The sequence below is a fragment of the Arthrobacter rhamnosi genome (assembly GCF_054510975.1).
Genome location: NZ_JBTNDN010000002.1, coordinates 210294 through 235280, shown reverse-complemented (window position 1 = coordinate 235280; position 24987 = coordinate 210294). Strand labels below are relative to the sequence as shown.

Below are 24987 nucleotides of genomic sequence, written 5' to 3'. Positions count from 1 at the left end.
TCCTGAGCTCCACGAACACACCGCCGTCGGAGGAAGAATGGGCCCGGACCCGGATGCTGAAGCTGTCGCCGAACGCATCCTGAATGCGGCGCGCGGCACGATCGACATACTCGCCATCCACCTCGGCGACCGGCTCGGTTGGTACCGGAGCCTTGCGAGGGAGGGGCCTGCGTCGTCGTCCGAGCTGGCGCAGCGCACCGGCACGTCCGAGCGCTATGTTCGCGAGTGGCTCGAGCAACAGGCCATCACGGGCCTGCTCACGGTCACGGGGGACGACAGCCGTCGTTTCACCCTGCCGCCGGGCTCGGCCGAAGTCCTCACCGACACGGGCAGCCTCAACTATCTCGCACCGCTGGCTCGGATGCTCGCCGGTGCGGCCGTCCAGCTTCCGGCGTTGCAGCGTTCCTACCGGACGGGCACCGGGGTCTCGTGGTCCGAGTTCGGCGCTGATGCCCGAGAGTCCCAGGCCGACATGAATCGGCCATGGTTCGAGTCGAGACTGGCCGATGCGTTGGGCGGAGCGCCGTCGCTGATGGCCCGACTGCAGGCGGAAGGAACCAGGATCGCCGACATCGGGTGTGGCGCCGGTTGGTCGACGATCGCGCTTGCCCGGATGTTTCCGAGGGCGCGGGTGCACGGATTCGATATCGACACCGAGTCGATAGGGCTCGCACGGACCAATGCGACCGTCACGGGAAGTGCTGCCGGTTTCGAGCACGCCGATGCGACGGAACTGCCCTCGGATCGGTTCGACGCGATCTTCGCCTTCGAGTGCGTCCATGACATGCCCTACCCGGTCAAGGTGCTGGCGGCAGCGCGACGAGCGCTCCGGCAGGACGGCACCGTGGTTGTCATGGACGAGGCCGAGGCCGAATCCTTCGCTCCTCCGGGCGATGAGCTGGAACGGCTCATGTATGGCTTCAGTCTGCTGATCTGCCTGCCCGACGGGATGGCGCACCCCGACAGCGCCGGTACCGGCACCGTCATGCGACCGGACACGCTCCGCCGGTACGCTCTGGACGCAGGATTCACCGACGTCAGGATCCTGCCGATCGAGGACTTCGGGTTCTTCCGCTTCTACGAGCTGGTGCCCTAGCGGTACCGTGTCTCGTCCACGGCGGCGTCGCCGCGTGGCCCGTACTGCTGCTGCATGCGTGGGGCGAGTCACGAAAGATCGGCTCGTGCCACTACACCGCTGCAACTGGCCGACCCACCCCATGCGTGGAAAAGGATGAAGACCTCCTGGTGATCGGCATGCAATCACCGGGAGGTCTTCATCCTTTCGCCGTGCAGCCGGCGCTCCGGCTCAGGACACCTAGCGGCCGTTCCGGCGCTTGCTGTAGACGTCGAACGCGACGGCGAGCAGGAGCACCAGGCCCTTGATGACCTGCTGCCAGGCCGCGTCGACCGAGAGGATGGACAGCCCCTGGTTGAGGACGCCCATGACCAGGCCGCCGATCACTGCGCCGACGACCGTCCCGACGCCGCCCTGCACCGCGGCTCCACCGATGAAGACGGCGGCGATGGCGTCGAGTTCGAAGCTTCCGCCGGCGGATGCCACGGCGCTGCCCGCACGGGCCGTGCTGACCACGCCGGCAAGGCCGGCGAGGAAGCCCATGTTCACGAAGATGAAGAAGTTGACCCACTTCGTCTTCACCCCGGACATCATGGCCGCGTAGAGGTTTCCTCCCATGGCATAGACGTGCCGCCCGAACACCGTGCGCGAGAGCAGGAACGAATAGAGCAGCACGAGGGTCGCGAGGATGACGAGGATGATCGGTGTGCCCCGGTTGTACGCGAGCAGGTAGCACAGGTACATGATGGCGACGACGGCGATCGCGATCTTGAGGACGAAGGACACGGTGCGCTCGCGGGGCAGGTTCAGGCGGCGCAGGTCGGCGCGTCCCTTGAGCTGCTGGACCACCAGGGCCAGCGACGCCAGGGCGCCGATGCCGAGCGTGATGAGATCCGGGGTGCCGGTGGCGGGAAGCGTGCCGGAGCCGATGGAGTTGAAGGCCCGCGGCAGTCCGCTGATGGTTCCGCCGGTCAGCAGGACGAGGGCGACGCCGCGGAAGACGAGCATGCCCGCGAGTGTGACGATGAAGGCCGGTATGCCCACGAAGGCGACCCAGAAGCCCTGCCACGCGCCGATCAGTGCGCCGACGAGGAGTGACAACGCGACGGCGGCACCCCACGGGAGCCCCCAGCTGTTCATCGACAGTGCAGCGACCGCACCGACCGTCGCGACGATCGATCCCACCGACAGGTCGATGTGGCCGGCGATGATGACGATCACCATCCCGATGGCGAGGATGAGCACGTAGGCGTTCTGCTGGATCAGGTTGCTCACGTTGCCGGGGTACAGCAGGCGGCCGCCGGTGAGGACCTGGAACAGCAGGATGATGACGGCGAGGGCGGCGAGGATGCCGTACTGGCGCATGTCGACCCCGCGCCGCTTCTTCTTTGCGAGCTCCGGCCGTGGCGGGACGGGCGCGGTGGCCTGCTCGGGTGTGGTGGTGGTCATGGGGCCTGTGCTCCTTGGATCCGGGCGGCGGTCATGTGGCGCATGAGTTCCTCCTGGCTGGCATGGGCGCGGTCCAGCTCGCCGGTGAGCTTGCCTTCCGCGATGGTGTAGATGCGGTCCGAGAGGCCGATCAGTTCGGGCAACTCGCTGGAGATGACGATCACCGCTTTGCCCTGGGCCGCCATCTCGTTGATGATTCCGTAGATCTCGTACTTGGCGCCGACGTCGATTCCCCGCGTCGGTTCATCGAGGATCAGCACGTCGGGCCCCGAGTAGATCCACTTGCTGAGCACGACTTTCTGCTGGTTCCCGCCGGACAGGTTGCCCACCACGGCGGAGACGCTCGGCGTCTTGATGTTCATCTGCTTGCGGTACTCGTCCGCGACGGCGTACTCCCTGTTCCGGTCGATGATGCCGAGCTTGGCGAGCTTGCCGAGGGCAGCGGCCGAGACGTTGACCGTGATGCTGCCGATCAGGTTCAGGCCGTAGCGCTTGCGGTCCTCGGTCACATAGGCGATCCCGTTCCGGATCGCCTCGCCGACGGTCCGCGTCTGGATCTCCCTGCCGTCCTTGTAGACCCGCCCGGAGATCCCGCTCCCGTAGGAGCGTCCGAAGATGCTCATCGCCAGTTCCGTCCGGCCGGCTCCCATGAGCCCGGCGAAGCCGACGATCTCCCCGGCGCGCACGGAGAACGACGCGCGGTCGACGACGACCCTCTCCACGTCGATGGGGTGGTGCACGGTCCATTCCTCGACCCGGAACTTCTCCTCGCCGATGTCCGGTTCCCGCGGCGGGAACTGATGGTCCAGCGGCCGCCCTACCATGGCGCGGATGATGCGGGTCTCGATGTCGTCGCTGTCCGTGACCCGGAAGGATTCGATGGTCTGCCCGTCACGGATGACGGTGACCGTATCGGCGATGGCGCGGATCTCCTTCAGCTTGTGGGAGATGATGATCGACGTGATGCCCTGGGTGCGCAGCTGCTCGATCAGGCCCAGCAGGTGGGCGGAGTCGTCGTCGTTCAGGGCTGCGGTCGGTTCGTCGAGGATGAGGAGCTTGACCTCCTTCGACAGCGCCTTCGCGATCTCGACGAGTTGCTGCTTGCCCACTCCCAGCTCGAGGACCTTCGTCGCGGGATTCTCCTGCAGCCCCACGCGCGCGAGGAGTTCGGCGGCCATGAGGTTCGTCTTGTTCCAGTCGATCACCCCGCCGCGCTGGACTTCGTTGCCCAGGAAGATGTTCTCTGCAATGGACAGGTAGGGGCTGAGGGCCAGTTCCTGGTGGATGATGACGACGCCGTCGCGCTCGCTGTCGTTGATGGAGCTGTAGGCGACCGGCCGTCCGTCGAGCGTGATGGTCCCGTCGAAGCTGCCGTGCGGATAGACGCCGCTGAGCACCTTCATCAGGGTGGACTTCCCTGCCCCGTTCTCGCCGCAGATCGCGTGGACCTCGCCGCGCTCCACGCTCACCGAGACACCGTCGAGGGCCCTGATGCCGCTGAACTCCTTGACGATTCCGTCCATCTCGAGGATTACGTCACTCATGCTGTTCTCGCTTCGCTGGAGGGGAAGAGCGGGGCACGGCCATGGCCGCACCCCGCTCCCGGAGGTCAGAGACCGATGTCTGCTGCCTTGACGAAGCCGGACTCCACGAGCTTCGGCTCGACGTCGTCCTTCGTGACCACCACGGGATCCAGGAGGTAGGACGGGACGACCTTGCTGCCGTTGTCGTAGGTCTCGGTGTCATTGACCTCGACCTCGTCGCCGGCGACGATCGCCGTGATCATCGACTCGACCTGGCTCCCGAGTTCGCGGGTGTCCTTCCAGACGGTCATGGACTGCTGGTCTCCCAGGATGGCCTTGACGTTGGCGACGTCCGCGTCCTGCCCGGTGATGAGGGGCCAGTCGGTGCCGGGCTTGTAGCCTGCGGCGTCGAGGGAGGCCTCGATGCCCAGCGCGAGGCTGTCGTTCGGGGACAGGACGACGTCGACCTTGTCGCCGCCGGTGTAGAAGGACTGCAGGCGGTTGTCCATCTCGGCCTGGGCATCATCCGAGCCCCAGCCGAGGATTCCGATGGCCTTCCAGCCGTCGTTGTCGGCGGGGGACTTCCCGGAGGGGACGACCAGCTTGCCGGACTCGACGTAGGGCAGCAGGACGTCCCAGGCGCCGGCGAAGAAGAACGCGGCGTTGTTGTCATCGGGGCTGCCGGCGAAGGGCTCGAGGTTGAAGGGGCCCTTGCCGTCGGCGAGGCCGAGCTTCTCCTCGATGAACTGGCCCTGGAGCTGGCCGACCTTGTAGTTGTCGAACGTGGCGTAGTAGTCCACGGCTTCTGTGCCGTTGATCAGCCGGTCGTAGGCGATGACCTTGACGTCCTGGGATGCGGCGTCCTCGAGCGCGGGGCCGAGCGTCTGGCCGTCGATCGCTGCGACGACGAGGATCTTCGCTCCGCCCGCCACCTGGTTCTGGATCTGGCTGATCTGCTGGTCCGTCTTGTTGTCGGCGTATTGGAGGTCGACGGTGCAGTCGGCCGCCTCGAGCTTCTCCTTGAGTCCCTCGCCGTCGTTGATCCAGCGCTCGAGGCTTCGGGTGGGCATGGAGATACCGACGTTGCAGGTGGTGGTGGCGTCGTCGCCCTCGGCTTCGGGGGCGGTCGATCCTGCCGGCGCACAGGCCGACATTCCCGCTGCGACACCGACTGCCAGCAGGAAGGCCGAGACATTCTTGATCGTGGTCATGGGTAGTGCCTTTGAAAAGGACCCGACCGATGGGGGTGTGCAGAGGAACGAGCCGGCGATGACGGCGGGTCGCCTCTGGTGTCCCTTCCGGCTGGATCGAGCTGAAACAACGCTGTAGCGCCCGGTCGACGTTGCCATCGACAATATGTAGGCGAAGACAACATATCCACTGACAAGCGTTTCATCAAGACTTCAGGAGAACGTTATCGAAGTGATACGTTTCCGTGCCTACGCGCTCCGGGCCCTCCGGGCGCGGTATGCCTTCACGTGGGTCCGGTTGGCGCAGTTGCCGGTGTCGCAGAAGCGCCGCGACCGGTTGCGGCTCAGATCCAGCACCACGCCGTCGCAGTCCTCGGCCGCGCAGGAGTGGAGGCGGTCGAGCTCGTGTCCGCGGATCACGTCGGCAAGGGCCATGGCGGCCTCCGTGGCCATGCGCTCCTCGAGGGGAGCCTCGGGCGCGGTGGCGTGGAGGTGCCAGTCCCACTCGTCGTGCCGGACGAGCTGGGGGAGTGCGTTGGTGCGGCGAAGGATCGCGTTCACCAGCCCGACGGCGTCGTCCTCCTCCGCGAACCAGATCACCTCGAGCTCGTCACGCAGGGCACGGACCGCCTGGAGTTCGGCCTCCGTGTGCGTCCGGGAACCGGAGAAGCGCTGCTCGGCGAGGAAGCGGTCGAGCCCCTCGAGGGTGTCGAGCGGGTCGGCGTCCTCCCTGGCGGTGTTGATGAGTGCGGCGGCTGACGCGAGCGCCACTTCCGTGTCATAGGTGAAAGACATGTTGACTCCTGACATCGCGCACCTCTAGTGTCACGACCATAACTACTTGTCACCCATGACACCAATCATCGATCCGAAGGAGTGGACGTGACCCTGCGCCCCGCCGCCGGCCTCTGGATGGCACTCGTCTCGGCAGCCACGTTCGGCGTCTCGGGCCCGTTCGCCAAGTCCCTCCTCGAGATCGGCTGGAGCCCCGGTGCCGCTGTCGGCCTCCGGATCGGAGGAGCGGCCCTCGTGCTGCTCGTCCCGGTGCTGATCGCCATGCGCGGACGCTGGGCCACGCTCCGCGGCAATGCGCTGACCATCGCCATCTACGGCACCACCGCCATCGCCCTGTGCCAGCTGTTCTACTTCAACGCCGTCCAGCGCATGTCCGTCGGAGTCTCGCTCCTGCTCGAGTACCTGGCGCCCGTGCTGCTCGTCGGCTTCCTGTGGCTGCGCTCGCGGAAGGCGCCGCAGACCCTCACGATCGTCGGGGCCGTCACGGCCATCCTCGGACTCCTGCTGGTCCTGGACCTCACCGGCGACACCCGGCTCGACCCGGTCGGCATCCTCTTCGGGATCGCCGCCGCCGTGTGCCTCGTCGTGTACTTCCTCATGTCCGCGCGGGTGGACGAATCGCTCCCTCCGCTCGTGATGGCCGGCGGGGGAATGGTGGTCGCGGCCGCGAGCATCCTGGTCCTCGGGCTGACGGGGATCATGCCGTTCCGGTTCGTGTTCGCGGACGTCTCGCTGGCCGGAGGCACCTACAGCTGGATCGTGCCCGTCGCCGTTCTGGTCCTCGTGGCGACGGTGGCGGCGTACGTGAGCGGTATCCTCGCCGCCCAGCGCCTCGGGTCCAAGGTGGCGAGCTTCGTGGCGCTCACCGAGGTGATGTTCGCCGTGCTCGCGGCATGGCTGATCCTCGGCGAGCTGCCCGGTGCCCTGCAGCTGCTCGGCGGACTCCTGATCGTCGCAGGCGTGGTGTGCGTGCGGCTGGACGAGCTCCGCAGCGCCGAAGCCCCCCGGGCAGCCGTGCTGGACCAGCCCAATCCCGTGGAGCCGCTGCCGAGGCCCTGACGGCGGCTGTGGTGTCCGGCGCGCCGCCGCTGCCTCATACCCGCATGGCGTCCGTCCGCGAAGCGCGCTCGGCGCCGGCCAGAGCGGAGCTGCCCAGGTCGCTTCCCGCGAGCGGCTGTCCGGCCGCGAGCGCCTCGGTCCATGCCCCGGTTGTGGAGACCTTGGCCCAGTTGGAGTTCAGAAGGGCCATCAGCGTCTCGTGCACGGCCTGTGCGGGTGCGAAGCCCGCCTCGTTGGCGAGGTTGATGGCGCCGGTGCCGTCCGACAGGACCTCCGTGCTGATGCCGAGGAACTCCGCCTCGACGGAGGAGGCAAGGATGCAGTTGTTCGTCATGTAACCGACCAGGGTGACCGTGTCGATTTGCTGCCCTCCCAGCCAGTCGGCGAGATCGGTGCCGGCATACACGGAGCCGTACTGCTTGGTGAGCAACTTCCAGCTCTCTGCCTTGCGCTGCTCCACCTCGGGGTGGAGTGCGAACTCAGGGGACCCCGGATCGAAGACGGGAGCGCCTTCTCCCGCACTGTGCTGGACGGCGACGACGGGGATGCCTGCAGCGGTGGCGGCGTCGATCGCCCGCACGATGTTCGGCAGCGACTCGGTGTGCGGCGGGTACTGGATCTCCAGCGGGCCGTCGAAGTACTGCTGCTGGACGTCGACGATGACGAGTGCGCGACGGGGTGCGGTCATGAGGGGTTCTCCTTGGCTTCCGGTGCCGTCCGGTGACAGCATTCCTTCATTCTTCGCCCCGCCGCCGTCCTGTGGGAGTGGCACGACTGCTGACCTACGATGGATTTGCGCCAACATGTCATCGGCCCCGGGAGCCCTGGTCGGGACGCGGTCCCCGTGCCGGACAGGCGCTCGACGGCAGCGCTTCAGTGATCGGAGGATCCGTGCACATCGCCATCTACGCCTTCGACGGCGTGCCGATGTTCCATCTCGCGGTGCCGCAGATGGTCTTCGACGAGGTCAGGCGGCAGGGGTACGAGCAGTGGACGACGACCCTGTTCTCGGACAGGGCGGGGGCTGTCCGGACCGCGGAGGGCTACCTCATCGGCGGCGTCGCGGGACCGCGGGTCTCCGGTGATGCCGACATCGTCGTCGTGCCCTCGTGGTTCGAGGACGGAAGGGTCGCCGGGGACGGACTGCAGGATGTCCTGAGGGCAGCCCACGAGCGGGGTGCGACGATCGCGGGGCTCTGCATGGGCGCTCTTCCCGTTGCTGACACCGGGTTGCTCGACGGGCGGCGGGCGGTCACGCATTGGAAGGTCGTGGATGCCCTGGCGGAGCGGCGTCCGGACGTCCGGACGGACGCATCCGTCCTGTACATCGATCACGGGGACGTCATCACGTCGGCCGGGACCGCTTCGGCCATCGACGCCTGCCTGCACCTGGTGCGCAGGCATCTCGGCGCGGCGGCGACCAACTCGGTGTCGCGTGCGCTTGTCGTGGCACCGCACCGCGAAGGGGGCCAGGCCCAGTACATCGAGCGTCCCCTTCCACCCCAGCGTCGCGAGCACCCGATCTCGGCCGTGGTCGAGTGGGCACTCCAGAACCTCGCCGAGCCGCTGACCATCGAACAGTTGGCGGCACGGGCGCATCTGAGTCGGCGTACCTTCGTCCGGACCTTCCGTGCGAGCACGGGGACAACCCCTGCGTCATGGGTGCGCAGCAGGAGGCTCGACGAGAGTCGCAGGCTGCTCGAGGAGACGAACCTGCCGATGGACCGGGTCGCTGCGGCCAGCGGGTTCGCCAGCGCTGTCACGATGCGGCAGAACTTCGCGGCAGCGTTCAGGACCACGCCCACGGAATACCGACGGCGTTTCGAGGCTCTTCCCTCACCCGGCGCTCCGGGAGGTTAGATGCCGGCGTGCGTCGTCCCGGGCGGATTTGGACGAAGACAGGGCAGGGCTGGTACCCCCGGGGGGTATGCGCTATGCTTATACCCAGTGGGGGTATAGGACGGCGCCGGCGGAATTCCAAGCCGCCGCCGGATACGGCACCAGCTGAAGGAGAAGGAAGAATGAGCGAGCACCTGCATTCCGCCCATCACGATCACCACGGCCAGGACGGAGGGCCGTCGGCGACCTCCTGGTCGATGGCCGCTACAGCCACCCTGCACTGCCTGACCGGATGTGCCATCGGTGAGGTCCTGGGCATGGTGATCGGCACCAGCCTCGGCCTGCACGACCTGGTGACGGTCGTCCTGTCCGTCGCACTGGCGTTCGTCTTCGGCTACGCACTCACGATGCGCGGAGTTCTCCGTGCCGGGGTGCCCTGGCGCAGCGCACTGAAGGTAGCCCTCGCGGCGGACACCATCTCCATCGCGGTGATGGAGATCATCGACAACACCGCGATGCTCACCATCCCGGGCGCCATGGACGCCGGCATCGCCTCTGTCCTGTTCTGGATGTCCCTTGCCGCCTCGCTGGTCCTGGCCTTCCTGATCACCACCCCCGTGAACCGGTGGCTGATCAGCCGCGGCAAGGGCCACGCCGTCGTCCACCAGTACCACCACTGATCCATCGCACGGGCGGTCACTGCCGGTGCATCGACCAGTCAAGGACGTGCCCCGAGCGCTCGTAGGGGTCACCGCTCGCTGTGCCCTACCGGGCCCTCCGCGTGAAGACCATATGCAGCACTCCGCGCGGAGAAGGGGTCGCCTCGATCTCGAAGCGGTCTTCGAGTCCTTCGAGCCCATCCCAGAGCCGTTCGCCCCGGCCCAGGACGATCGGCACCACGACGATGTGCATGGAGTCGATCAGGTCCGCCGCGAGGAACTGTCGGATGGTGCTGACGCCGCCACCGATCCGGATGTCGAGGTCGCCCGCCAGGGCGCGCGCCTGCTCGAGCGCGGACCCTGGATCGGCGTCGACGAAGTGAAAGGTCGTCCCGCCCTCCATCTCGAGTACCGGCCGAGGATGGTGGGTCAGCACCACGACAGGGGTGTGGAAGACGGGGTTGTCGCCCCACCAGCCCTTCCATTCCTCGTCCTCCCAGGGGCCGCGATGAGGACCGAACTTGTTGCGCCCCATGATCTCCGCGCCGATCCCGGGCGCCCACCCGCGGGCGAACGCCTCGTCGACGCCCGAGGATCCTTCCGACTCCCCGGGGATGCCCATCTCGCGGAAGGTGCGCGTCCCGAAAGCCCACTCCATCAGCCGCGAGCCCGCGTGGCCGAAGGGGGCGTCGAGTTGCTGGCCCTCGCCGGTGCCGAAGCCGTCGAGGGAGACCGAGAAGTTGTGCACGCGGACGAGGGACATGTCATCTCCTGATGTGCTTGCCGTTCGAACACCGTACGGTGCCCGAACCCTGCGCTCAAGACCGACGACGAAAGAACGGGAGCGGACGGCGCTGGGTAGTGTGGCGACGGTGAGCGAAATCCGCATCGGTACCTCCGGATGGAGTTACGACCACTGGAACGGCATCTGCTATCCGCAGGGCACGCCGTCAGCGAAGCGGTTGGACCACTATGCGGCCCGATTCGACACCGTGGAGCTGAACGCCAGTTTTTACCGCTGGCCGCGCGATACGACCTTCGCCGGCTGGCACCGTCGTCTTCCCCCCGGGTTCGCGCTGTCCGTGAAGGCGCCGCGCGGGCTGACGCACGGCAAGAAGCTGTACGCGCCGGAGGTCTGGATCGAGCGGATCGCCCGCTGCTGGCATGAGCTGGGCGACCGGCGAGCCGTCCTGCTCGTCCAACTCCCGCCGACTCTGGAGCGCGACGACGCCCGCCTGGACTACTTCCTGTCCCGTGTGCCGTGGTGGATCCGGGTGGCCGTCGAGTTCCGCCATCGGAGCTGGGACGACGACGCCGTCTACGAGCTGCTCGGGCGACACCAGGCTGCATACTGCGTGATGAGCGGCGCCGGCCTGCCGTGCATCCTGAGGACGACGGCGCCCTTCGTGTACGTGCGGCTGCACGGGCCGGACCACGAGCATCTGTACGCGGGCTCGTACTCCGATGCGGACCTGCGCTGGTGGGCGGAGCGGATCCTGGAGTGGCACCGTTCCGGCCAGGACGTCTACGTGTATTTCAACAACGACGGCGGCGGCCACGCCGTGCGGAACGCGGAAACACTCCGGGGACTGGTCCACGCGGCCGGCCTGCCTGGCTGATCCGCCGGAGTGCGGGCCGCCGGAACGGGAACCGCCCGGTCGCTCAGAGGTTGCCCAGTTCCTGCCACACCTCCAGGACGACGGCCTTGGCGTACTGCTCCGCACGGTCTTCGTCGCGGTCCAGAATGGCGCGGGCGATGGCCTCATGGTTGTCGAACGCATCGGGGACCGGGTCTGCCGGACTCAGGCCGAGGTCGGTCCGGCCCGCCAGCACCTCCGTGACGATTCCGTGCAGGGACGCGATCATGTCATTGCCGCTTGCTGCGAGCAGCAAGGCGTGGAACGCGATGTCGGCCTCCAGATAGGGCGGCTCATGGCCCCGGCCCGCCTCTCCGAGGACGCGCAGGCGACTGGCGAGTTCGAGCAGCTCTATTCCTACTTCCGCCGTCGCCCGGCGCGCGGCGAGGCGGGCGGCCGTCGGTTCGAGGGCGAGCCGCATCTCGGTCAGCCGGTGGAGCTGGGCGTGCCGTTCCGCTCCCGTCAACCGCCAGCGAATCAGCTGGGGATCCAGGACGCTCCACGACGTGGCGGGGAGCACGGTCACACCGACGCGCCGCCGTGACTCGACCATGCCCATCGATTCGAGAATCCGGACGACCTCGCGGATCACCGTCCGGGAGACCCCGGCCTCGTCCTCCAGCCGGGCGAGCGTGATCACGCTGCCGGGCGGTCGGACGCCCTGGACGATCTCCGTGCCGAGACGTTCGAGGATGGAATTGTGCAGCACCGGAGCGGGCGACAAGTTGGGCATGCTGCGACTCAAAGGTGTTATCTTTCTTGCTGTAAGTGTGATCTTTGTGACACACTATCGCTCCAAGCGCAAAACCGCCCCACGGGGGGCTGAACATCAACGGAGAGTTCTGTGGAAGATTGGACCCAAACACTGGGGGCTGGACCCCTGCTGGGCATCGCGGCGGGCGCGATCGCCCTGATCCTCGTCCTGGTCATTAGATTCAAGGTGCACGCGTTCCTCACGCTGGTCCTCGTCTCGCTCGTGACCGCGTTCGCAGCGGGCATCCCCGCCAGCGGGATCGTCACCACGCTGGTGACCAGCTTCGGCACCACCCTCGGTTCCGTCGCACTGCTGATCGGGCTCGGGGCGATGCTCGGGAAGATGATCGAGCACAGCGGCGGGGCTAGAGTCCTCGCGGACAAGCTCGTCGACGTCTTCGGCGAACGGCGTGCGCCGTTCGCACTCGGCCTCGCATCGTTGATCATGGGCTTCCCGATCTTCTTCGATGCCGGCTTGATCGTCATGCTGCCCATCATCTTCGCCGTCGCCCGGCGCATGGGTGGCACCAACGTGCTGCTGTACGGCATCCCCGCCGCCACCGCCTTCTCGGTCATGCACGTCTTCGTGCCGCCGCACCCCGGTCCAGTTGCCGCGACCGAGCTCTACGGCGCGAACCTCGGACTGGTGCTCCTGGTCGGCCTGCTGATCGCCTTCCCGGTCTGGTACGTCACGGGTTACCTGTGGGGCAAGTTCGTCGCCACCAAGTACATCCTTCCGGTGCCGGCACTGTTCGGTGCAATCGATGAGGACCAGCCGCTCAACCCGCCCAAGTTCTCCACCGTCGTCGGGATGCTGCTGCTGCCGCTCGTGCTCATCTTCATGAACACCGGCCTGGACTTCCTCGACGCCGCGGGCGTCGTCGACGCCGAGCAGCAGACCTGGGTGCAGGTCCTGACCGTCATCGGCTCATCGCCTGTGGCACTGCTCATCTCCGTGCTCGTCGCGACCGCTGTCCTGGGTCACCGGCGCGGTGAGAACGGCACGGCCCTGGAGAAGGTGCTCGACTCCGCGCTGGGCCCGGTCTGCTCCGTCATCCTCATCACCGGTGCCGGCGGCATGTTCGGCGGCGTCCTGCGTGCTTCCGGTATCGGCGACGCGCTCTCGGACTCCCTCGCCTCCATCGGCCTGCCGATCATCCTGGCCGCGTACATCATCGCCGTCATCCTCCGTGTCGCGCAGGGCTCGGCAACCGTGGCACTCGTCACCACCGCCGGACTCATGGCCCCCGCCGTGGTCGCCGGCGGGTTCAGCCCCCTCGAGATCGTCGCCATTACGCTCGCCAGCGCGGCCGGGTCCGTGTTCGCCAGCCACGTCAACGACTCCGGCTTCTGGCTCGTCGGCCGGCTGATGGGCATGGACGTGAAGACCACGCTGAAGACCTGGACCGTCCAGCAGTCGCTCGAATCCGTGGCCGGATTCGGGCTGACGCTCCTCGTCTTCTGGCTCGGCTGATGGCGCCCGGCACATTCGACATCACGGGCCGGCTGGCACTGGTCACCGGCTCCTCCCGAGGCCTGGGGTACGCCCTCGCCATGGGTCTGGCCCAGGCCGGCGCCCGCGTGGTGGTGCACGGGCGCGACGCGGAGGCTGTGGCGAAGGCCGCCGCCGGCATCGGTGACGCGACCGGCACGGTCCCGGCCACCACGACGTTCGACGTCACGGATGCCGACGCGGCCGCTGAGGGTATCGCGGCGCTCGTCGCGGACCACGGGGTGCCGGACATCCTCGTCAACAATGCCGGTATCCAGCGGCGCGCGCCGTTCAACGACTTCGACCCGGCCGACTGGGACGACATGGTCACGACGAACCTGTCGAGCGTCTTCTACGTCTCCCGGCAGGTCACCCGGCGGATGGCGGAGCGGGGTTCGGGCAAGGTCATCAACATCGGCTCGGTCCAGTCGATGCTTGCCCGGCAGACCATCGCGCCGTACTCCGCGACCAAGGGCGGCGTAATCATGCTGACCAAGGGCATGGCGGCCGACCTCGCCCGGTTCAACATCCAGGTCAACGCGATCTCTCCGGGGTACTTCGCGACCGAGATGAACCGGGCGCTGGTCGAGGACGAGGCCTTCAACACCTGGGTCATCAACCGCACCCCCGCCCAGCGGTGGGGGAAGTTCGAGGAGCTCATCGGGACCCTCATCTACCTGGCCTCCGACGCATCGACGTTCGTGTCCGGCCAGAACATCTTCGTCGACGGCGGGATGACCTCCGTCGTCTGACGCCATCGCCGGCGGCCGCGGTCGCCAGGCGACTGAAAGGGAAGGCATTACATGAAAGCGCTCGTCATCAACGGGAAGCTCGATCTCGTCGAGACCGAGCTTCCGACGCCGGAGCCCGGTCCAGGGCAGGTCCGGCTCCGGATGGCCTTCGGCGGCGTCTGCGGGTCCGACCTCCACTACTACAACGAGGGCGCCAACGGAGAGTACGTCGTCCGCGAACCGCTCGTTCCGGGTCACGAAGTGTCCGGCACCGTGGACCTGGACCCTTCCGGCGACCTCGCTCCGGGCACCCCGGTGACCGTGCACCCCGCCACCTTCGGACATCCCGAGCCCGGCATCGAGGACCGCCGCCACCTGTGGCCCGGGGGCGCCTACCTCGGCAGCGCGTCCACCTGGCCGCACACGCAGGGTGGGATGAGCGAATTCCTTCTCGTCGACAAGGACATGGTGCGCCCCCTCCCCGCCGGCCTGTCGCTGCGGCGGGCGGCCCTCGCCGAACCGCTCGCCGTGGCACTGCACGGGATCACGGTCGCCGGAGGAGTCCGGGGCAAGCGGGTGCTGGTCTCGGGATCGGGGCCGATCGGTCTCCTCGCCACGGCCGCCTGCATCGCGGAGGGCGCGGCCGAGGTCACGGCCACCGATGTGCTGCCCGGACCCCTGGAACGCGCCCGACGGCTCGGAGCCCATTCCACCGTCCGAATCGGCACCGATGAACTGCCGGCCCTGGCGTTCGACGTCGTGCTCGAGTGCTCCGGCGTTCCCGCAGCCGTCAGCGCTGCCCTGGTGGCCGCGCGCCGGGCGGCCGTCGTCGTCCAGGTGGGGATGGTCCCCAACGAACCCCGGGGCATCAACCTCGCCCCGCTGATCTCCAAGGAGCTCCAGCTCCGCGGGGCCTTCCGGTTCGACGACGAGATCGACCACGCCATCGAACTGCTCCTCGACACACCGGGTATCGAGGACGTCATCACCCATGAGCTGCCGGCCGACCAGGCGCTCGAGGCCTTCGCCGTCGCCAAGGACTCCGAGGCCTCCGGCAAGGTCGTCATCTCCCTGTGGACCGGCGATCGATGACCACTCCTGCACCCGGCAGCTCCCGCACGGGTACCGCGCCGGTCGTGATCGGCGTCGACCTCGGTACGACCAATACCAAGGCGGTGGCCTTCCGCACGGACGGCACACTCGAGGCGTCCCATTCGGTGGGCTACCCCCTGGAGGAGCCCCACCCGGGGCATGCTGTCCAGGACCCGCTGCTCATCCTGGCCGCGGCGATCGAGTCGGTGCGTGAGGTCGTGCACCAGGTGGGCGCCCACCGCGTCGCCGGGCTCTCCTTCAGCTCGGCGATGCACAGCGTCATCGGGCTGTCCCCGACCGGGAAACCCCTGACCGAGGTCATCACCTGGGCCGACACGCGGTCCCGCGTCCAGGCCGAGCGGCTGCGCGCCTCGGTCGGCGGGCTAGCCCTGCACCGGCGTACGGGGACACCCGTGCACCCGATGTCGCCCCTGCCCAAGCTCGTGTGGTTCCGCGAGCAGGAGCCGAAGCTGTGCGAGGGCGTCGGGTTCTGGGTCGGCATCAAGGAATTCGTGCTCCTGAACATGTGCGGCGCGCTGGTCGTGGACCACTCCATCGCTTCAGCGACCGGCCTGATGAACATGGGCACGCTGTCGTGGGACGAGGAGGCCCTCGCGATCGCCGGCATCCTGCCCGAGCAGTTGCCGGAGATCGTCCCCACCACCGCAGTGCTGCCCGCGCTGACCGACGATACCGCCGCCGCAGTCGGCCTGCCCCCGGCGACGCCCGTGGTCGTCGGTGCGGCGGATGGTCCCCTCGCCAACCTGGGGGTCGGCGCGGTGCGCCCCGGCGTCGCGGCGTGCTCGATCGGCACCAGCGGGGCCCTACGCGTGGCGGTCGAGCGCCCGGCGGTCGACCCGCTCGGCGGGGTGTTCTGCTACGCGCTCACCTCCACCCGCTGGGTGGTCGGTGGCGCGATCAACAACGGCGGAGTGGTGCTCGGGTGGGCGGGCGATGCACTCGCCCCGGACCTGGCCGAGCCCCCCGAGGAAGAACTGCTGGCCCTGGCAGCGCGAGTGGCCCCCGGATCGGGAGGACTGCTGATGCTGCCGTACCTCCTCAGCGAGCGGGCTCCCCACTGGAGCTCGCTGCCGCGCGGCGCCTACGTCGGCCTCACTCGTGCCCACCGCCGGGAGCATCTGGTACGGGCTGCACTCGAGGGAGTCAGCCTGCAGTTGGCCCTGGTGCTGCATTCCATGCGGTCCGCCGGACTCGAGGTCAACAGCATCCGGGCCACCGGGGGCGTCATGCGCAGCCCACTCTGGCGCCAGATCCTCGCTGACACGTTCGGGATGCCGATCGACTTCGCCCACGGGCAGGAGGGCTCGGGATTCGGTGCGGCCCTGCTCGGGATGGAGGCCCTCGGCCTCATCGAATCGATCGATGTCGTCGCCGACATGATCGAGATCGAGGAGACCGTGCGGCCGCAACCGGCCGCGGCGGCGGTGTACGCGTCGCTGCTGCCGGTCTTCGCCGAGCTGTATGACGCCCTCGTGCCCACCTTCACGTCGCTGCGCCGGCTCGCCCCGTCGCTCCCCATCGACCTCGACCTCGACGCAGGCGGGCCGGCCGGGGGCGCCTCCGCGGTGTGAACCTGCGGCGGCGGCTTCCGGACCTACTTGCCGAAGCTGCGCAGCCGCAGTGAGTTGGCGACGACGAGCACGGAGCTCGCCGCCATGGCCGCCCCGGCCAGCATCGGGTTGAGCAGGCCCAGTGCCGCGACGGGGATGCCGACGGCGTTGTAGAAGAATGCCCAGAACAGGTTGCCCTTGATGGTGCCCAGCGTGCGGCGCGAGAGCTCGATGGCCTGGGCCACCTGCTCCAGGCTGTTGCCCATCACGGTGAGATCGGCCGCCTCGATGGCGACGTCGGTGCCCGAGCCCATCGCGATGCCGAGGTCCGCCTGAGCCAGGGCCGCGGCGTCATTGACGCCGTCACCCGCCATGGCCACGGTCGCCCCGGCGGCCTGCAGCTCCCGGATGGCGTCGACCTTGCCCGCCGGGGTGACGCCTGCGCGGACGTCCGCGGCGTCGATCCCGACGGTCGCTGCCACCTGCAGGGCGACCGCAAGGTTGTCGCCCGTGAGCAGGACGGGCCGCAGGCCGAGGCGGCGCAGGCGGCCGATGGCGGCGGCCGAACCGTCCTTGACGGTATCGGACAGCGTGATGAATCCCGCGACGTCGTCATCGACGGCGACCCATACCGCCGTCGTGCCCGCGTCTTCCGCGGCGCCGAGGGCGGCTGCCTGCGTCTCCGTGGGACGGATGCCGTTCCGGTCGAGCCAGCCGGTCCGCCCGGCCGTGACGACGACATCCCCGACGGTCGCGCGGACGCCGCCTCCGGGGGCGCTCGAGAAGTCGTGGACTTCCGGGAGTCTGCCGTTCCCGGCGGCGTGCCGGGCGATGGCCTGGGCGATCGGGTGCTCGCTCGCGGCCTCGACGGCTCCGGCGAGGCGCAGGAGGTCGGTGACCGAGGTCGAGGACAGGACGACGACGTCGTCGACGGCCATGGTGCCGGTGGTGACCGTACCGGTCTTGTCCAGCACGATGGTGTCCACGGTCCGGGTGTCCTCGAGGACCTGGGGCCCGCGGATGAGGATGCCGAGCTGGGCGCCGCGGCCGGTACCCGTCAGCAGCGCTGTCGGTGTCGCGAGGCCGAGGGCGCACGGGCAGGCGATCACCAGGACGGTGACGGATGAGGTGAAGGCCGCGTCGAGGTCGCCGGTGAGCACGAGCCACAGGACGAAGGTCACCATAGCGAGAACGAGGACCACCGGGACGAAGACCGCACTGATGCGGTCCGCGAGCCGTGCGATCCGCGCCTTGCCGCTCTGCGCCTGGCTGACGAGGCGGCCCATGGAGGACAGGACCGTATCGGCGCCGACGCGGGTGGCCCTCACCACGAGCCTGCCGGACGTGTTGATCGTGGCGCCCGTGACGACGTCTCCCGGAGTCACCTCGACCGGGATGCTCTCACCCGTCAGCAGGGCGGTGTCGACGGCGCTCGCGCCCTCGGTGACGACGCCGTCGGTCGCGATCTTCTCGCCCGGGCGGACGACGAACTCGTCGCCGGGGATCAGCGCAGTGGCGGGAAGTGTGACCTCCGTGCGCTCGCCGTCGACGGTGCGCAGCACGTGGGCCTCCTTGGCGCCGAGGTCCAGGAGCGACTTCAGGGCATCCCCGGCGCGGTGCTTGGCGGACGCCTCGAGGAAGCGGCCGAGCAGCAGGAACGTCACGACGACGGAGGCCACCTCGAAGTAGAGGGAGTGCTCTGTCATGTCCATGCCGGCCATGCCCGCGTGCCGGGTCATGGCCGGATCCGCGAAGAGCTGCCAGGCCGAGAAGAGGAAGGCCGCCGTGACCCCGATCGAGACGAGGGTATCCATGGTGGAGGACAGGTGGCGCGCGTTGATGGCGGCGGCCCGGTGGAACGGCCAGGCCGACCAGGTCACCACCGGCAGCGACAGCGCGAAGACCACCCAGCCCCAGTCCGGGAACTGGAGGGCGGGAACCATGGAGATCAGCAGCACCGGCACGGACAGGATGGCGGCCAGGACCAGGCGGGCTCCGAGGAGCGACGGCGTGACCTCGTGATCGGCCATTCCCGCGGAGTCCGGATGCACCACGGAGGCGCCGTAGCCGGTCGCCACGACGGTGTCGATCAGGTCCTGGTCACTCACGGACGCGGGGACCCGGACGACGGCGCTCTCCAGCGGGAGGTTGACGCTCGCCTCCACGCCGTCGAGCTTGCCGAGCTTCCGCTCGACGCGTGCCACGCAGGAGGCGCACGTCATGCCCTGGATGGAGAGCTCGACGACGCGCTGCTCCTGCTCCGTGCCCTGCACCGGAATCTGCTGGGTCGCCATGTCAGGAACCGGCGGGCACCACGCTGTAGCCGGCCTCGGCGACGGCTTCGTCGATCGACGCGGCGTCCAGCGGAGCGGAGGACGAGATGGTGGCCGTGGAGGTGCCGCCGTTGACGAGGTCGACGTCGACGTTCTCGACGCCGGGGAGCTCCGACAGTTCATTCTTCACGGCGCTGACGCAGTGGCCGCAGGTCATTCCGGTGATGCTGATCGTGGTGGTGCTCATGGTGTCCTCCTGGGGGATCGGATAGGGGTGTAACTGGATGGGTTCTGCTAGCGCAGGAGCCGGCCGATCGCCGCCGTCGCCTCCTGGACCTTCTCCTGCACGGCGTCGCTGCTGCCGGAGTCCTGGGCTTCCTGAGCCGCTCCGACGACACAGTGCGAGATGTGCTCCTCGAGCAGGCCCATCGACACGGCGTGGAGAGCCTTGTTGACGGCCGCTACCTGCGTGAGGATGTCGATGCAGTACTGGTCCTCATCGACCATGCGCGCGATGCCACGCACCTGGCCTTCGATACGGCGCAACCTCTTGAGGTATGCGTCCTTGTCCGCGGTGTAGCCGTGCGGTGTCGGGTTCTGGGTGCCGGTGGTCATGAATTCGCTCCTCGTATCGTCTTCAATATACCCTTAGGGGGTATAACTGGCCAGCCCCCGATACTATTCCCTGCGCTCCCCGCGTCGAGGAAACGCCCAGCGGAGTCCCGTACCGTGGCTGACCGGAACATCTCCGACCCAAGGACGTCCATGACCCTCTCGCTGTCGGGCTGGCAGAAGCGAGTCCTCCTGCTCCTCGCCGGAATCGCCGTACTCGCCCTCTTCGCGCTGGCCTTCACGGCTGGGCGCGTCTCCGCAGGTCCCTCCTCTCCCAGTACCACCAGTGCGGACGCGGGGTTCGCCCGCGACATGCAGGTGCACCACAACCAGGCCGTCGAGATGTCCATGATCGTGCGCGACAACGTGACCGATGAGACGCTCCGCTCGATCGCCTACGACATCGCCCTCACGCAGCAGCAGCAGGCCGGGCAGATGTATGCCTGGCTCGAGGAATGGAACCTCAGCCAGAGCAGTTCCCAGCCGCGCATGGAGTGGATGGCCGGTTCCGGCGACCATGCCGGAATGGACATGGGATCCGGGAACGACGGCGCCGCCTCGATGCTCGGTCCCGACGGGCTCATGCCCGGCATGGCCACGGAGGAGCAGCTCGACGAACTCCGCGCGGCCCGCGGCGATGACGCGGAGCGGCTCTACCTCACCCTCATGATCCGACACCACACGGCGGGCGTGGAGATGGCCGAGGCCGGCGCGGAACTGGCGGAGACCGACCAGGTGCGCTCGCTGGCCACGAAGATCCAGTCGGGCCAGCAGGCCGAGATCACCCTCATGCAGACCATGCTCGACGCCCTGTAGGGCGCTCCCAGCCCGCGCCGGTTAAGGGACCGGCAGGCCTCGCCGGTACATTGGGTTCCGGCGCTATCCGATCCACGGTGACCGCCCCAGTCACCCCAGCACCGAAGGACACCTCGTTGAACAAGAAACGGTCTCAGGAGAACCAGGACCGCCAAGCGCGCCTGGCCGCCATCCAAGCCCAGCAGCGGGCGGGCGAGCGGAAGCGCAACGCCCTGATCTTCGGTGGCATCGGCGCGGTCATCCTGGCGATCATTATCGCGGTGACCCTGGTGATCGTGAACCAGGTCCAGGCCAACCGCGAGCGGGAGGACGCCGCGGCCCAGCCGATCGAGGGCGTCCAGGAGTACCCCGATGTGACGTTCGACCACGTCGACACACCTGTGAAGTACGAGCAGTCGCCTCCCGTCGGAGGGGATCATGCTCCTATCTGGACCAACTGCGGCGTCTACACCGAGGCCCTGCCCAACGAGAACTCCGTCCACTCCATGGAGCACGGTGCCGTCTGGATCACCTACAACCCGGACATCGGCCAGGGAGAGATCGACAAGCTGACCGAGCTCGTGGGGAAACGCGCCTACGTGCTGCTCAGCCCGTACCCGGACCTCGACTCGCCGGTCGCTGCCAGCGCCTGGGGCCTGCAGCTGAAGGTGGAGTCCGCCGACGACGCGCGGCTCGCCACCTTCCTCGACAAGTACATCCAGGGCGAGCAGACGCGCGAGCCCGGCGCTGCCTGCTCCGGCGGCCTGACTCCTGCAGGACGCGCCTCCTAGTTCTCCGGCACGCGCGCGGCCGCAGCGCGCCCGCAGGCGCCTGCGCCGTCGTCGTTCGGTCCGGACTCGGTCCGATCCGGCTACCGGACGGGGGCTCAGGATGTTTCTTTCCCGCGGGCCCGGCATACGGGTAGCGTGGCAAACAACGGGCCACGTGCCGGCGGCCCCGACACCAGCAGAAGGTGGATAGCAGTGGCTGACGACCAGATACTCGGTGAAGTCTCCCTGCCCGGGATGCTGCAGGACATGGTGCTGGAGAGCTCTGATGTGAACGAGTTCCTCGACGGGCTGGCGAAGCTCGCCGCGGATGCCCTGTCGTCCGAGGGCAGCGAGGTGTTCTGCGGGGTCACCCTCCTGCGGCCGCGCGCCAAGGGAAGCGTGGCGAGCAGCAGTGAGCAGGCGCAGTCGATGGACGAGGTCCAGTACCAGTTCGACGACGGCCCGTGCCTCCGCGCAGCCCGCGAGGGCCAGGTCTACGTCGTGGCCGACTTCCGCAGCGAATCCCGTTTCGGGGACTACACGAGGGCCATCGCCGAGCACGGGATCCGCTCGGCGCTCGGTGTCCCGATTCCACTCGACGGGCTCGCCGCAGCCGGTCTGAATCTGTATTCGACGCAGCCGAATGCCTTCGATGAGGCGGTCATCGCTGCCGCAGTGGACCTTGCCCGGGAAGCTTCGAAATCCCTGCGCATGGCCGTGCGGGTCGCCCATCTCGCCGACACCGGGGAACAGCTCCGGTCCGCGATGAACTCGCGCACCACGATCGACGTCGCGGCCGGCATCATCATGGGGCAGAACCGGTGCAGTCACGACACCGCGATGACGATCCTCAAGGCTGCGTCCAGCGGGCGGAACATCAAGCTCGCGGACATCGCCGCAGCGGTCGTCACGTCGATCGGCCAGGAGCTTCCCGAAACCCACTTCGACGCGTGATCGGCCAGATGATCAGCGCTTCGACCGACGCGGTCACCCCTGCAGCGACGCCTGTCGTCGTCGTGGACGTCGATGTCCTGGAGCGCAATATCAACGCCATGGCCTCGTTCGCGCAGGTCCGGGGACTCTCCCTACGGCCGCATGCCAAGACCCACAAGATCCCCGGGATCGCGCACCGGCAGGTGGCGGCCGGCGCCGTCGGACTGACGGTCGCGACGATCGGTGAGGCGGAGGTCTTCGCCGCCCACGGGATCACGGACATCTTCATCGGATACCCGCTGTGGGTCGACGAGCGGGCGGCCGGGCGGCTCCTCGCGCTCGCCGACGTCGCGCGGGTGACGGTGGGCGTCGATTCCGCCGAGGGTGCGCAGCAGGTGGCCCGCAGCCTCGGAGCTGCAGCTTCACGCATCGCGGTGCGGGTCGAGATCGACAGCGGCCACCACCGTAGCGGCGTGCTGCCGCTCCAGGCTGCCGGCGTCGCCCGGGCCGCGGCGTCAGCGGGCCTGTCCGTCACCGGGGTGTTCACGTTCCCGGGCCACAGCTACGGACCGGGGGCGGCAGCGCCCGCCGTTGCTGACGAGAACGCGGCCCTGTCTGCGGCCGCTGCTTCCCTGCAGGACGCCGGCTTCACCGAGCTCGAGATCAGTGGGGGTTCGACGCCGTCGGCCCTGTCCTCCTCGGCCGGTACCCTGACCGAACTGCGCCCGGGCGTCTACGTGTTCGGGGACGCCCAGCAGTGGGAACTCGGCCACTGCAGGCCGGAGGACATCGCGCTGACCGTCGAGAGCACGGTCGTCAGCCGTCGGCACGGAGCGGCGGGTGAGCCCCGTTTCATCGTGGACGCCGGCAGCAAGGTCCTGGGCACCGACCGCGCGGCGTGGGCCACAGGGTACGGGCGGCTCCTGGACCACCCGGACGCGCGCATCGTGGCGCTCTCCGAGCACCACGCCACCGTCGAGTGGCCGTCGGGGCAGGACCTGCCACCGCTGGGCGCGCGGCTGCGGGTCGTGCCCAACCACGTGTGCCTGACGATCAACCTCGTGGACGAGGTGCACGCGGTGCGCGGCGGCGTCGTAGAGGAGCGCTGGGCCGTCGCGGCACGGGGCCGGAACAGCTAGGGCCGTTAGGATCGCGCCGTGAAGCTTCTTCTTACCTCGGCAGGCGTCACCAATCCGACGATCCTCAGGGCGCTCGAAGACCTTCTCGGCAAGCGGATCAGCGCGTCCACCGCACTGTGCATCCCCACCGCCCAATACGGTCACCCCTGGATCGGCCCCGGCATCGGGGCGTGGGAATTCATCAGTGGAAGATCCGAGAACCCCATGGTCGACCTGGGATGGAAATCCGTCGGCGTGCTGGAACTGACCGCGCTGCCGAGCATCGATGAAGAGCGGTGGAAGCCACTCGTGCTCGAAACCGATGTGCTGCTGGCGGCGGGCGGGGACGCCCTCTACCTCAACCACTGGATGCAGCAGTCGGGGCTGGCCGATATGTTCCCGTCGCTGACACGGACTGTATGGGTCGGGATGAGCGCGGGCAGCATGGTGATGACTCCGCAGATCGGTCGAGAGTTCGTCGGCTGGAAGCCTCCGACGGGTGATGACAGTGCACTGGGAGTGGTCTCCTTCTCGATCTGCCCGCACCTCACGCCCGAGGGCGCACCGGGTAACTCCCTCGCTGCAGCAGAGAAGTGGGCCGCCGGTATACGCCACCCGTCCTACGCCATCGACGACCAGACCGCGATCAGCGTGATCGATGATGCGGTGGACGTCCTCACAGAGGGCCTCTGGCGGTACTTCCCACGGCAGACAGAATGGCGCTCCTCACCAGAGGGGAGCGGAGGAGTCGGGCCGACGCCCTAGGGGTCGTCCCCATCAGCGAGCGGCTCGGGGGCGGTCCGTGCTACTGGGGACAGCGGTAGTCGTAATCGAGTCCGGCCGACACATACTGCGTCACTGTTACCGTGCTGGTGGGCGTCAGGCCAGGCAGAGAGCAGTCCGACTTCGCTCCGCGCAGGGTCCTGGCACCTGCAAGCCAGCTCGGCAGCCCCATGAGGGGGCTGGTGGCTGGCACTGTCCCGGCGATAACTCCCCACTGATAGCCGGTCGAGTAGATCCCGACACCGGCGCCCATGGATATGGCGGTGATGCTCTTGAAGTAGGCGACCATCCCTTCAAGGTCCGCCCGGTTCAGGGCTGTGTCGGTCTGCCAGCTATTGCCCGTCTCCACGTCCAGCCACCAGAAATACGAGCCGGGGCTCACTACGCCTCGATCTTTAGCGTCCTGATAGGCCCTGACGTATCCGTACATGTAAGAGCATGCGCGGTCGACGGCACGTGCGCATGTCCCATAGGGATTGGAAACCACCACGCCCTCATAGGTGTTGGACGACGGCCACCAGGAGCCCGCATGGCCTGGGTTGGCCGTGTTCACGTACAACGCGATCTTGGACTGTGCCCCGGTAGAGCTAAGGGCCCACTTGAGTTGATCCCCCAGGCAGGGGTTGGTGTTGTTGGCCAGTCCGCCGTTCACGCCCACGATCGCGAACCCTGTCGAACTGGGAAGGGTCTTGCCGCACTGGGGCCAGGAAACGTCGTTTCCCACCACGTCCGTGGTACTGGGTGACGGGGCCGCTGCCACCGGAGCCATTCCTGTCACCGTCAGTCCCAGAAGGGCCAGGAACGTGCACGCCATTTTCATCCCGAAACGAGCCATGCC

25 protein-coding genes are annotated in these 24987 nt (G+C 68.1%); 14 read left to right on the top strand and 11 right to left on the bottom strand.

Features of this window, described 5'->3' with window-relative positions; genetic code table 11:
• The first annotated feature begins 37 nt into the window (after positions 1-37).
• Entirely contained in the window at positions 38-1096 is a 1059-nt protein-coding gene (locus ACX80J_RS05410; protein WP_459347111.1) for a class I SAM-dependent methyltransferase, read from the top strand.
• Between the two features lie 219 nt (positions 1097-1315).
• Here the strand turns inward: ACX80J_RS05410 and mmsB are convergent, their stop codons facing one another.
• The 4 genes from mmsB to ACX80J_RS05390 all read right to left on the bottom strand — a co-directional run bounded on the left by mmsB (position 1316) and on the right by ACX80J_RS05390 (position 6032).
• Positions 1316-2524, bottom strand: coding sequence for a multiple monosaccharide ABC transporter permease (gene mmsB / locus ACX80J_RS05405; RefSeq protein ID WP_459344046.1), 1209 nt, complete (start codon positions 2522-2524; stop codon positions 1316-1318).
• Positions 2521-4068 (bottom strand): multiple monosaccharide ABC transporter ATP-binding protein, encoded by a 1548-nt coding sequence (mmsA, locus tag ACX80J_RS05400; RefSeq protein WP_459344045.1) that lies wholly within the window; start codon positions 4066-4068, stop codon positions 2521-2523. The genes mmsB and mmsA overlap by 4 nt, the downstream gene beginning before the upstream one ends.
• Positions 4069-4133: 65 nt before the next feature.
• Complete coding sequence (chvE, locus tag ACX80J_RS05395) at positions 4134-5258, bottom strand: multiple monosaccharide ABC transporter substrate-binding protein (RefSeq protein ID WP_459347110.1); 1125 nt, start codon at positions 5256-5258, stop codon at positions 4134-4136.
• A gap of 228 nt (positions 5259-5486) precedes the next feature.
• A complete protein-coding gene (locus ACX80J_RS05390) occupies positions 5487-6032 on the bottom strand; it encodes a CGNR zinc finger domain-containing protein (RefSeq protein ID WP_459344043.1) in 546 nt (181 codons plus the stop codon).
• An 87-nt stretch (positions 6033-6119) separates the two neighbouring features.
• Between ACX80J_RS05390 and ACX80J_RS05385 the strand changes: the two genes are divergently transcribed.
• Entirely contained in the window at positions 6120-7091 is a 972-nt protein-coding gene (locus ACX80J_RS05385) for an EamA family transporter (protein ID WP_459344042.1), read from the top strand.
• A 34-nt stretch (positions 7092-7125) separates the two neighbouring features.
• Here the strand turns inward: ACX80J_RS05385 and ACX80J_RS05380 are convergent, their stop codons facing one another.
• Entirely contained in the window at positions 7126-7779 is a 654-nt protein-coding gene (locus ACX80J_RS05380) for an isochorismatase family protein (protein ID WP_459344041.1), read from the bottom strand.
• A 203-nt stretch (positions 7780-7982) separates the two neighbouring features.
• Here ACX80J_RS05380 and ACX80J_RS05375 point away from each other — a divergent pair, with 203 nt between their 5' ends.
• Entirely contained in the window at positions 7983-8951 is a 969-nt protein-coding gene (locus tag ACX80J_RS05375) for a GlxA family transcriptional regulator (RefSeq protein WP_459347109.1), read from the top strand.
• Positions 8952-9112: 161 nt separating this feature from the next.
• On the top strand, positions 9113-9610 hold the full coding sequence (locus ACX80J_RS05370; RefSeq protein WP_459344039.1) for a DUF4396 domain-containing protein: 498 nt from the start codon (positions 9113-9115) through the stop codon (positions 9608-9610).
• Between the two features lie 85 nt (positions 9611-9695).
• Here the strand turns inward: ACX80J_RS05370 and ACX80J_RS05365 are convergent, their stop codons facing one another.
• Positions 9696-10352, bottom strand: coding sequence for a dihydrofolate reductase family protein (locus ACX80J_RS05365; RefSeq protein WP_459344038.1), 657 nt, complete (start codon positions 10350-10352; stop codon positions 9696-9698).
• 109 nt (positions 10353-10461) lie between these two features.
• On the opposite strand from ACX80J_RS05365, the gene ACX80J_RS05360 reads away from it, so the two are divergent.
• Entirely contained in the window at positions 10462-11208 is a 747-nt protein-coding gene (locus ACX80J_RS05360; protein ID WP_459344037.1) for a DUF72 domain-containing protein, read from the top strand.
• A 43-nt stretch (positions 11209-11251) separates the two neighbouring features.
• Here ACX80J_RS05360 and ACX80J_RS05355 read toward each other — a convergent pair whose 3' ends face one another.
• Positions 11252-11959: a FadR/GntR family transcriptional regulator gene (locus ACX80J_RS05355; protein ID WP_459347108.1), complete on the bottom strand. Its 708-nt coding sequence runs from the start codon at positions 11957-11959 to the stop codon at positions 11252-11254.
• 111 nt (positions 11960-12070) lie between these two features.
• Here ACX80J_RS05355 and ACX80J_RS05350 point away from each other — a divergent pair, with 111 nt between their 5' ends.
• The 4 genes from ACX80J_RS05350 to ACX80J_RS05335 are packed head-to-tail and all read left to right on the top strand — an operon-like array spanning position 12071 to position 16886.
• Positions 12071-13453: a GntP family permease gene (locus ACX80J_RS05350; protein ID WP_459344035.1), complete on the top strand. Its 1383-nt coding sequence runs from the start codon at positions 12071-12073 to the stop codon at positions 13451-13453.
• Positions 13453-14223 (top strand): SDR family oxidoreductase, encoded by a 771-nt coding sequence (locus ACX80J_RS05345; protein ID WP_459344034.1) that lies wholly within the window; start codon positions 13453-13455, stop codon positions 14221-14223. Before ACX80J_RS05350 ends, ACX80J_RS05345 begins: the two co-directional genes overlap by 1 nt.
• Before the next feature lie 51 nt (positions 14224-14274).
• Entirely contained in the window at positions 14275-15294 is a 1020-nt protein-coding gene (locus tag ACX80J_RS05340; RefSeq protein ID WP_459344033.1) for an L-idonate 5-dehydrogenase, read from the top strand.
• Positions 15291-16886 carry a gluconokinase gene (locus tag ACX80J_RS05335; RefSeq protein WP_459347107.1) on the top strand — a complete coding sequence of 532 codons (1596 nt, stop codon included), beginning with the start codon at positions 15291-15293 and terminating at the stop codon, positions 16884-16886. The genes ACX80J_RS05340 and ACX80J_RS05335 overlap by 4 nt, the downstream gene beginning before the upstream one ends.
• 23 nt (positions 16887-16909) lie before the next feature.
• On the opposite strand, the gene ACX80J_RS05330 is transcribed toward ACX80J_RS05335, so the two are convergent.
• From ACX80J_RS05330 to ACX80J_RS05320, 3 genes are read right to left on the bottom strand one after another with little or no spacing between them, the layout of a single operon-like run.
• Positions 16910-19159, bottom strand: a complete 2250-nt coding sequence (locus tag ACX80J_RS05330; RefSeq protein WP_459347106.1) for a heavy metal translocating P-type ATPase — start codon at positions 19157-19159, stop codon at positions 16910-16912.
• A gap of 1 nt (position 19160) precedes the next feature.
• Positions 19161-19385 carry a heavy-metal-associated domain-containing protein gene (locus ACX80J_RS05325; protein ID WP_301224859.1) on the bottom strand — a complete coding sequence of 75 codons (225 nt, stop codon included), beginning with the start codon at positions 19383-19385 and terminating at the stop codon, positions 19161-19163.
• A 47-nt stretch (positions 19386-19432) separates the two neighbouring features.
• The gene (locus ACX80J_RS05320) at positions 19433-19753 is read right to left on the bottom strand and encodes a metal-sensitive transcriptional regulator (protein ID WP_459344030.1); all 321 of its coding nucleotides are present in this window, start codon (positions 19751-19753) and stop codon (positions 19433-19435) included.
• A 150-nt stretch (positions 19754-19903) separates the two neighbouring features.
• Here ACX80J_RS05320 and ACX80J_RS05315 point away from each other — a divergent pair, with 150 nt between their 5' ends.
• The 5 genes from ACX80J_RS05315 to ACX80J_RS05295 all read left to right on the top strand — a co-directional run bounded on the left by ACX80J_RS05315 (position 19904) and on the right by ACX80J_RS05295 (position 24131).
• On the top strand, positions 19904-20566 hold the full coding sequence (locus ACX80J_RS05315; protein ID WP_459347105.1) for a DUF305 domain-containing protein: 663 nt from the start codon (positions 19904-19906) through the stop codon (positions 20564-20566).
• 116 nt (positions 20567-20682) lie between these two features.
• Positions 20683-21336 carry a DUF3105 domain-containing protein gene (locus ACX80J_RS05310; RefSeq protein ID WP_459347104.1) on the top strand — a complete coding sequence of 218 codons (654 nt, stop codon included), beginning with the start codon at positions 20683-20685 and terminating at the stop codon, positions 21334-21336.
• A 192-nt stretch (positions 21337-21528) separates the two neighbouring features.
• On the top strand, positions 21529-22269 hold the full coding sequence (locus tag ACX80J_RS05305) for an ANTAR domain-containing protein (protein ID WP_459344027.1): 741 nt from the start codon (positions 21529-21531) through the stop codon (positions 22267-22269).
• Between the two features lie 8 nt (positions 22270-22277).
• Entirely contained in the window at positions 22278-23387 is a 1110-nt protein-coding gene (locus ACX80J_RS05300; RefSeq protein ID WP_459347103.1) for an alanine racemase, read from the top strand.
• Positions 23388-23405: 18 nt separating this feature from the next.
• Positions 23406-24131, top strand: coding sequence for a Type 1 glutamine amidotransferase-like domain-containing protein (locus ACX80J_RS05295; RefSeq protein ID WP_459347102.1), 726 nt, complete (start codon positions 23406-23408; stop codon positions 24129-24131).
• Between the two features lie 40 nt (positions 24132-24171).
• Here the strand turns inward: ACX80J_RS05295 and ACX80J_RS05290 are convergent, their stop codons facing one another.
• Positions 24172-24984 (bottom strand): hypothetical protein, encoded by an 813-nt coding sequence (locus tag ACX80J_RS05290; protein WP_459347101.1) that lies wholly within the window; start codon positions 24982-24984, stop codon positions 24172-24174.
• Positions 24985-24987 lie beyond the last annotated feature (3 nt).

Coding starts and splice junctions, on each gene's coding strand:
- ACX80J_RS05335 (WP_459347107.1), top strand. CDS start 15,291: ATGACCACTCCTGCACCCGGCAGCTCCCGCACGGGTACCGCGCCGGTC.
- ACX80J_RS05410 (WP_459347111.1), top strand. CDS start 38: ATGGGCCCGGACCCGGATGCTGAAGCTGTCGCCGAACGCATCCTGAAT.
- ACX80J_RS05390 (WP_459344043.1), bottom strand. CDS start 6,032: ATGTCTTTCACCTATGACACGGAAGTGGCGCTCGCGTCAGCCGCCGCA.
- ACX80J_RS05355 (WP_459347108.1), bottom strand. CDS start 11,959: ATGCCCAACTTGTCGCCCGCTCCGGTGCTGCACAATTCCATCCTCGAA.
- ACX80J_RS05365 (WP_459344038.1), bottom strand. CDS start 10,352: ATGTCCCTCGTCCGCGTGCACAACTTCTCGGTCTCCCTCGACGGCTTC.
- chvE (WP_459347110.1), bottom strand. CDS start 5,258: ATGACCACGATCAAGAATGTCTCGGCCTTCCTGCTGGCAGTCGGTGTC.
- ACX80J_RS05300 (WP_459347103.1), top strand. CDS start 22,278: ATGATCAGCGCTTCGACCGACGCGGTCACCCCTGCAGCGACGCCTGTC.
- mmsB (WP_459344046.1), bottom strand. CDS start 2,524: ATGACCACCACCACACCCGAGCAGGCCACCGCGCCCGTCCCGCCACGG.
- ACX80J_RS05315 (WP_459347105.1), top strand. CDS start 19,904: ATGACCCTCTCGCTGTCGGGCTGGCAGAAGCGAGTCCTCCTGCTCCTC.
- ACX80J_RS05340 (WP_459344033.1), top strand. CDS start 14,275: ATGAAAGCGCTCGTCATCAACGGGAAGCTCGATCTCGTCGAGACCGAG.
- mmsA (WP_459344045.1), bottom strand. CDS start 4,068: ATGAGTGACGTAATCCTCGAGATGGACGGAATCGTCAAGGAGTTCAGC.
- ACX80J_RS05290 (WP_459347101.1), bottom strand. CDS start 24,984: ATGGCTCGTTTCGGGATGAAAATGGCGTGCACGTTCCTGGCCCTTCTG.
- ACX80J_RS05370 (WP_459344039.1), top strand. CDS start 9,113: ATGAGCGAGCACCTGCATTCCGCCCATCACGATCACCACGGCCAGGAC.
- ACX80J_RS05345 (WP_459344034.1), top strand. CDS start 13,453: ATGGCGCCCGGCACATTCGACATCACGGGCCGGCTGGCACTGGTCACC.
- ACX80J_RS05325 (WP_301224859.1), bottom strand. CDS start 19,385: ATGAGCACCACCACGATCAGCATCACCGGAATGACCTGCGGCCACTGC.
- ACX80J_RS05330 (WP_459347106.1), bottom strand. CDS start 19,159: ATGGCGACCCAGCAGATTCCGGTGCAGGGCACGGAGCAGGAGCAGCGC.
- ACX80J_RS05320 (WP_459344030.1), bottom strand. CDS start 19,753: ATGACCACCGGCACCCAGAACCCGACACCGCACGGCTACACCGCGGAC.
- ACX80J_RS05380 (WP_459344041.1), bottom strand. CDS start 7,779: ATGACCGCACCCCGTCGCGCACTCGTCATCGTCGACGTCCAGCAGCAG.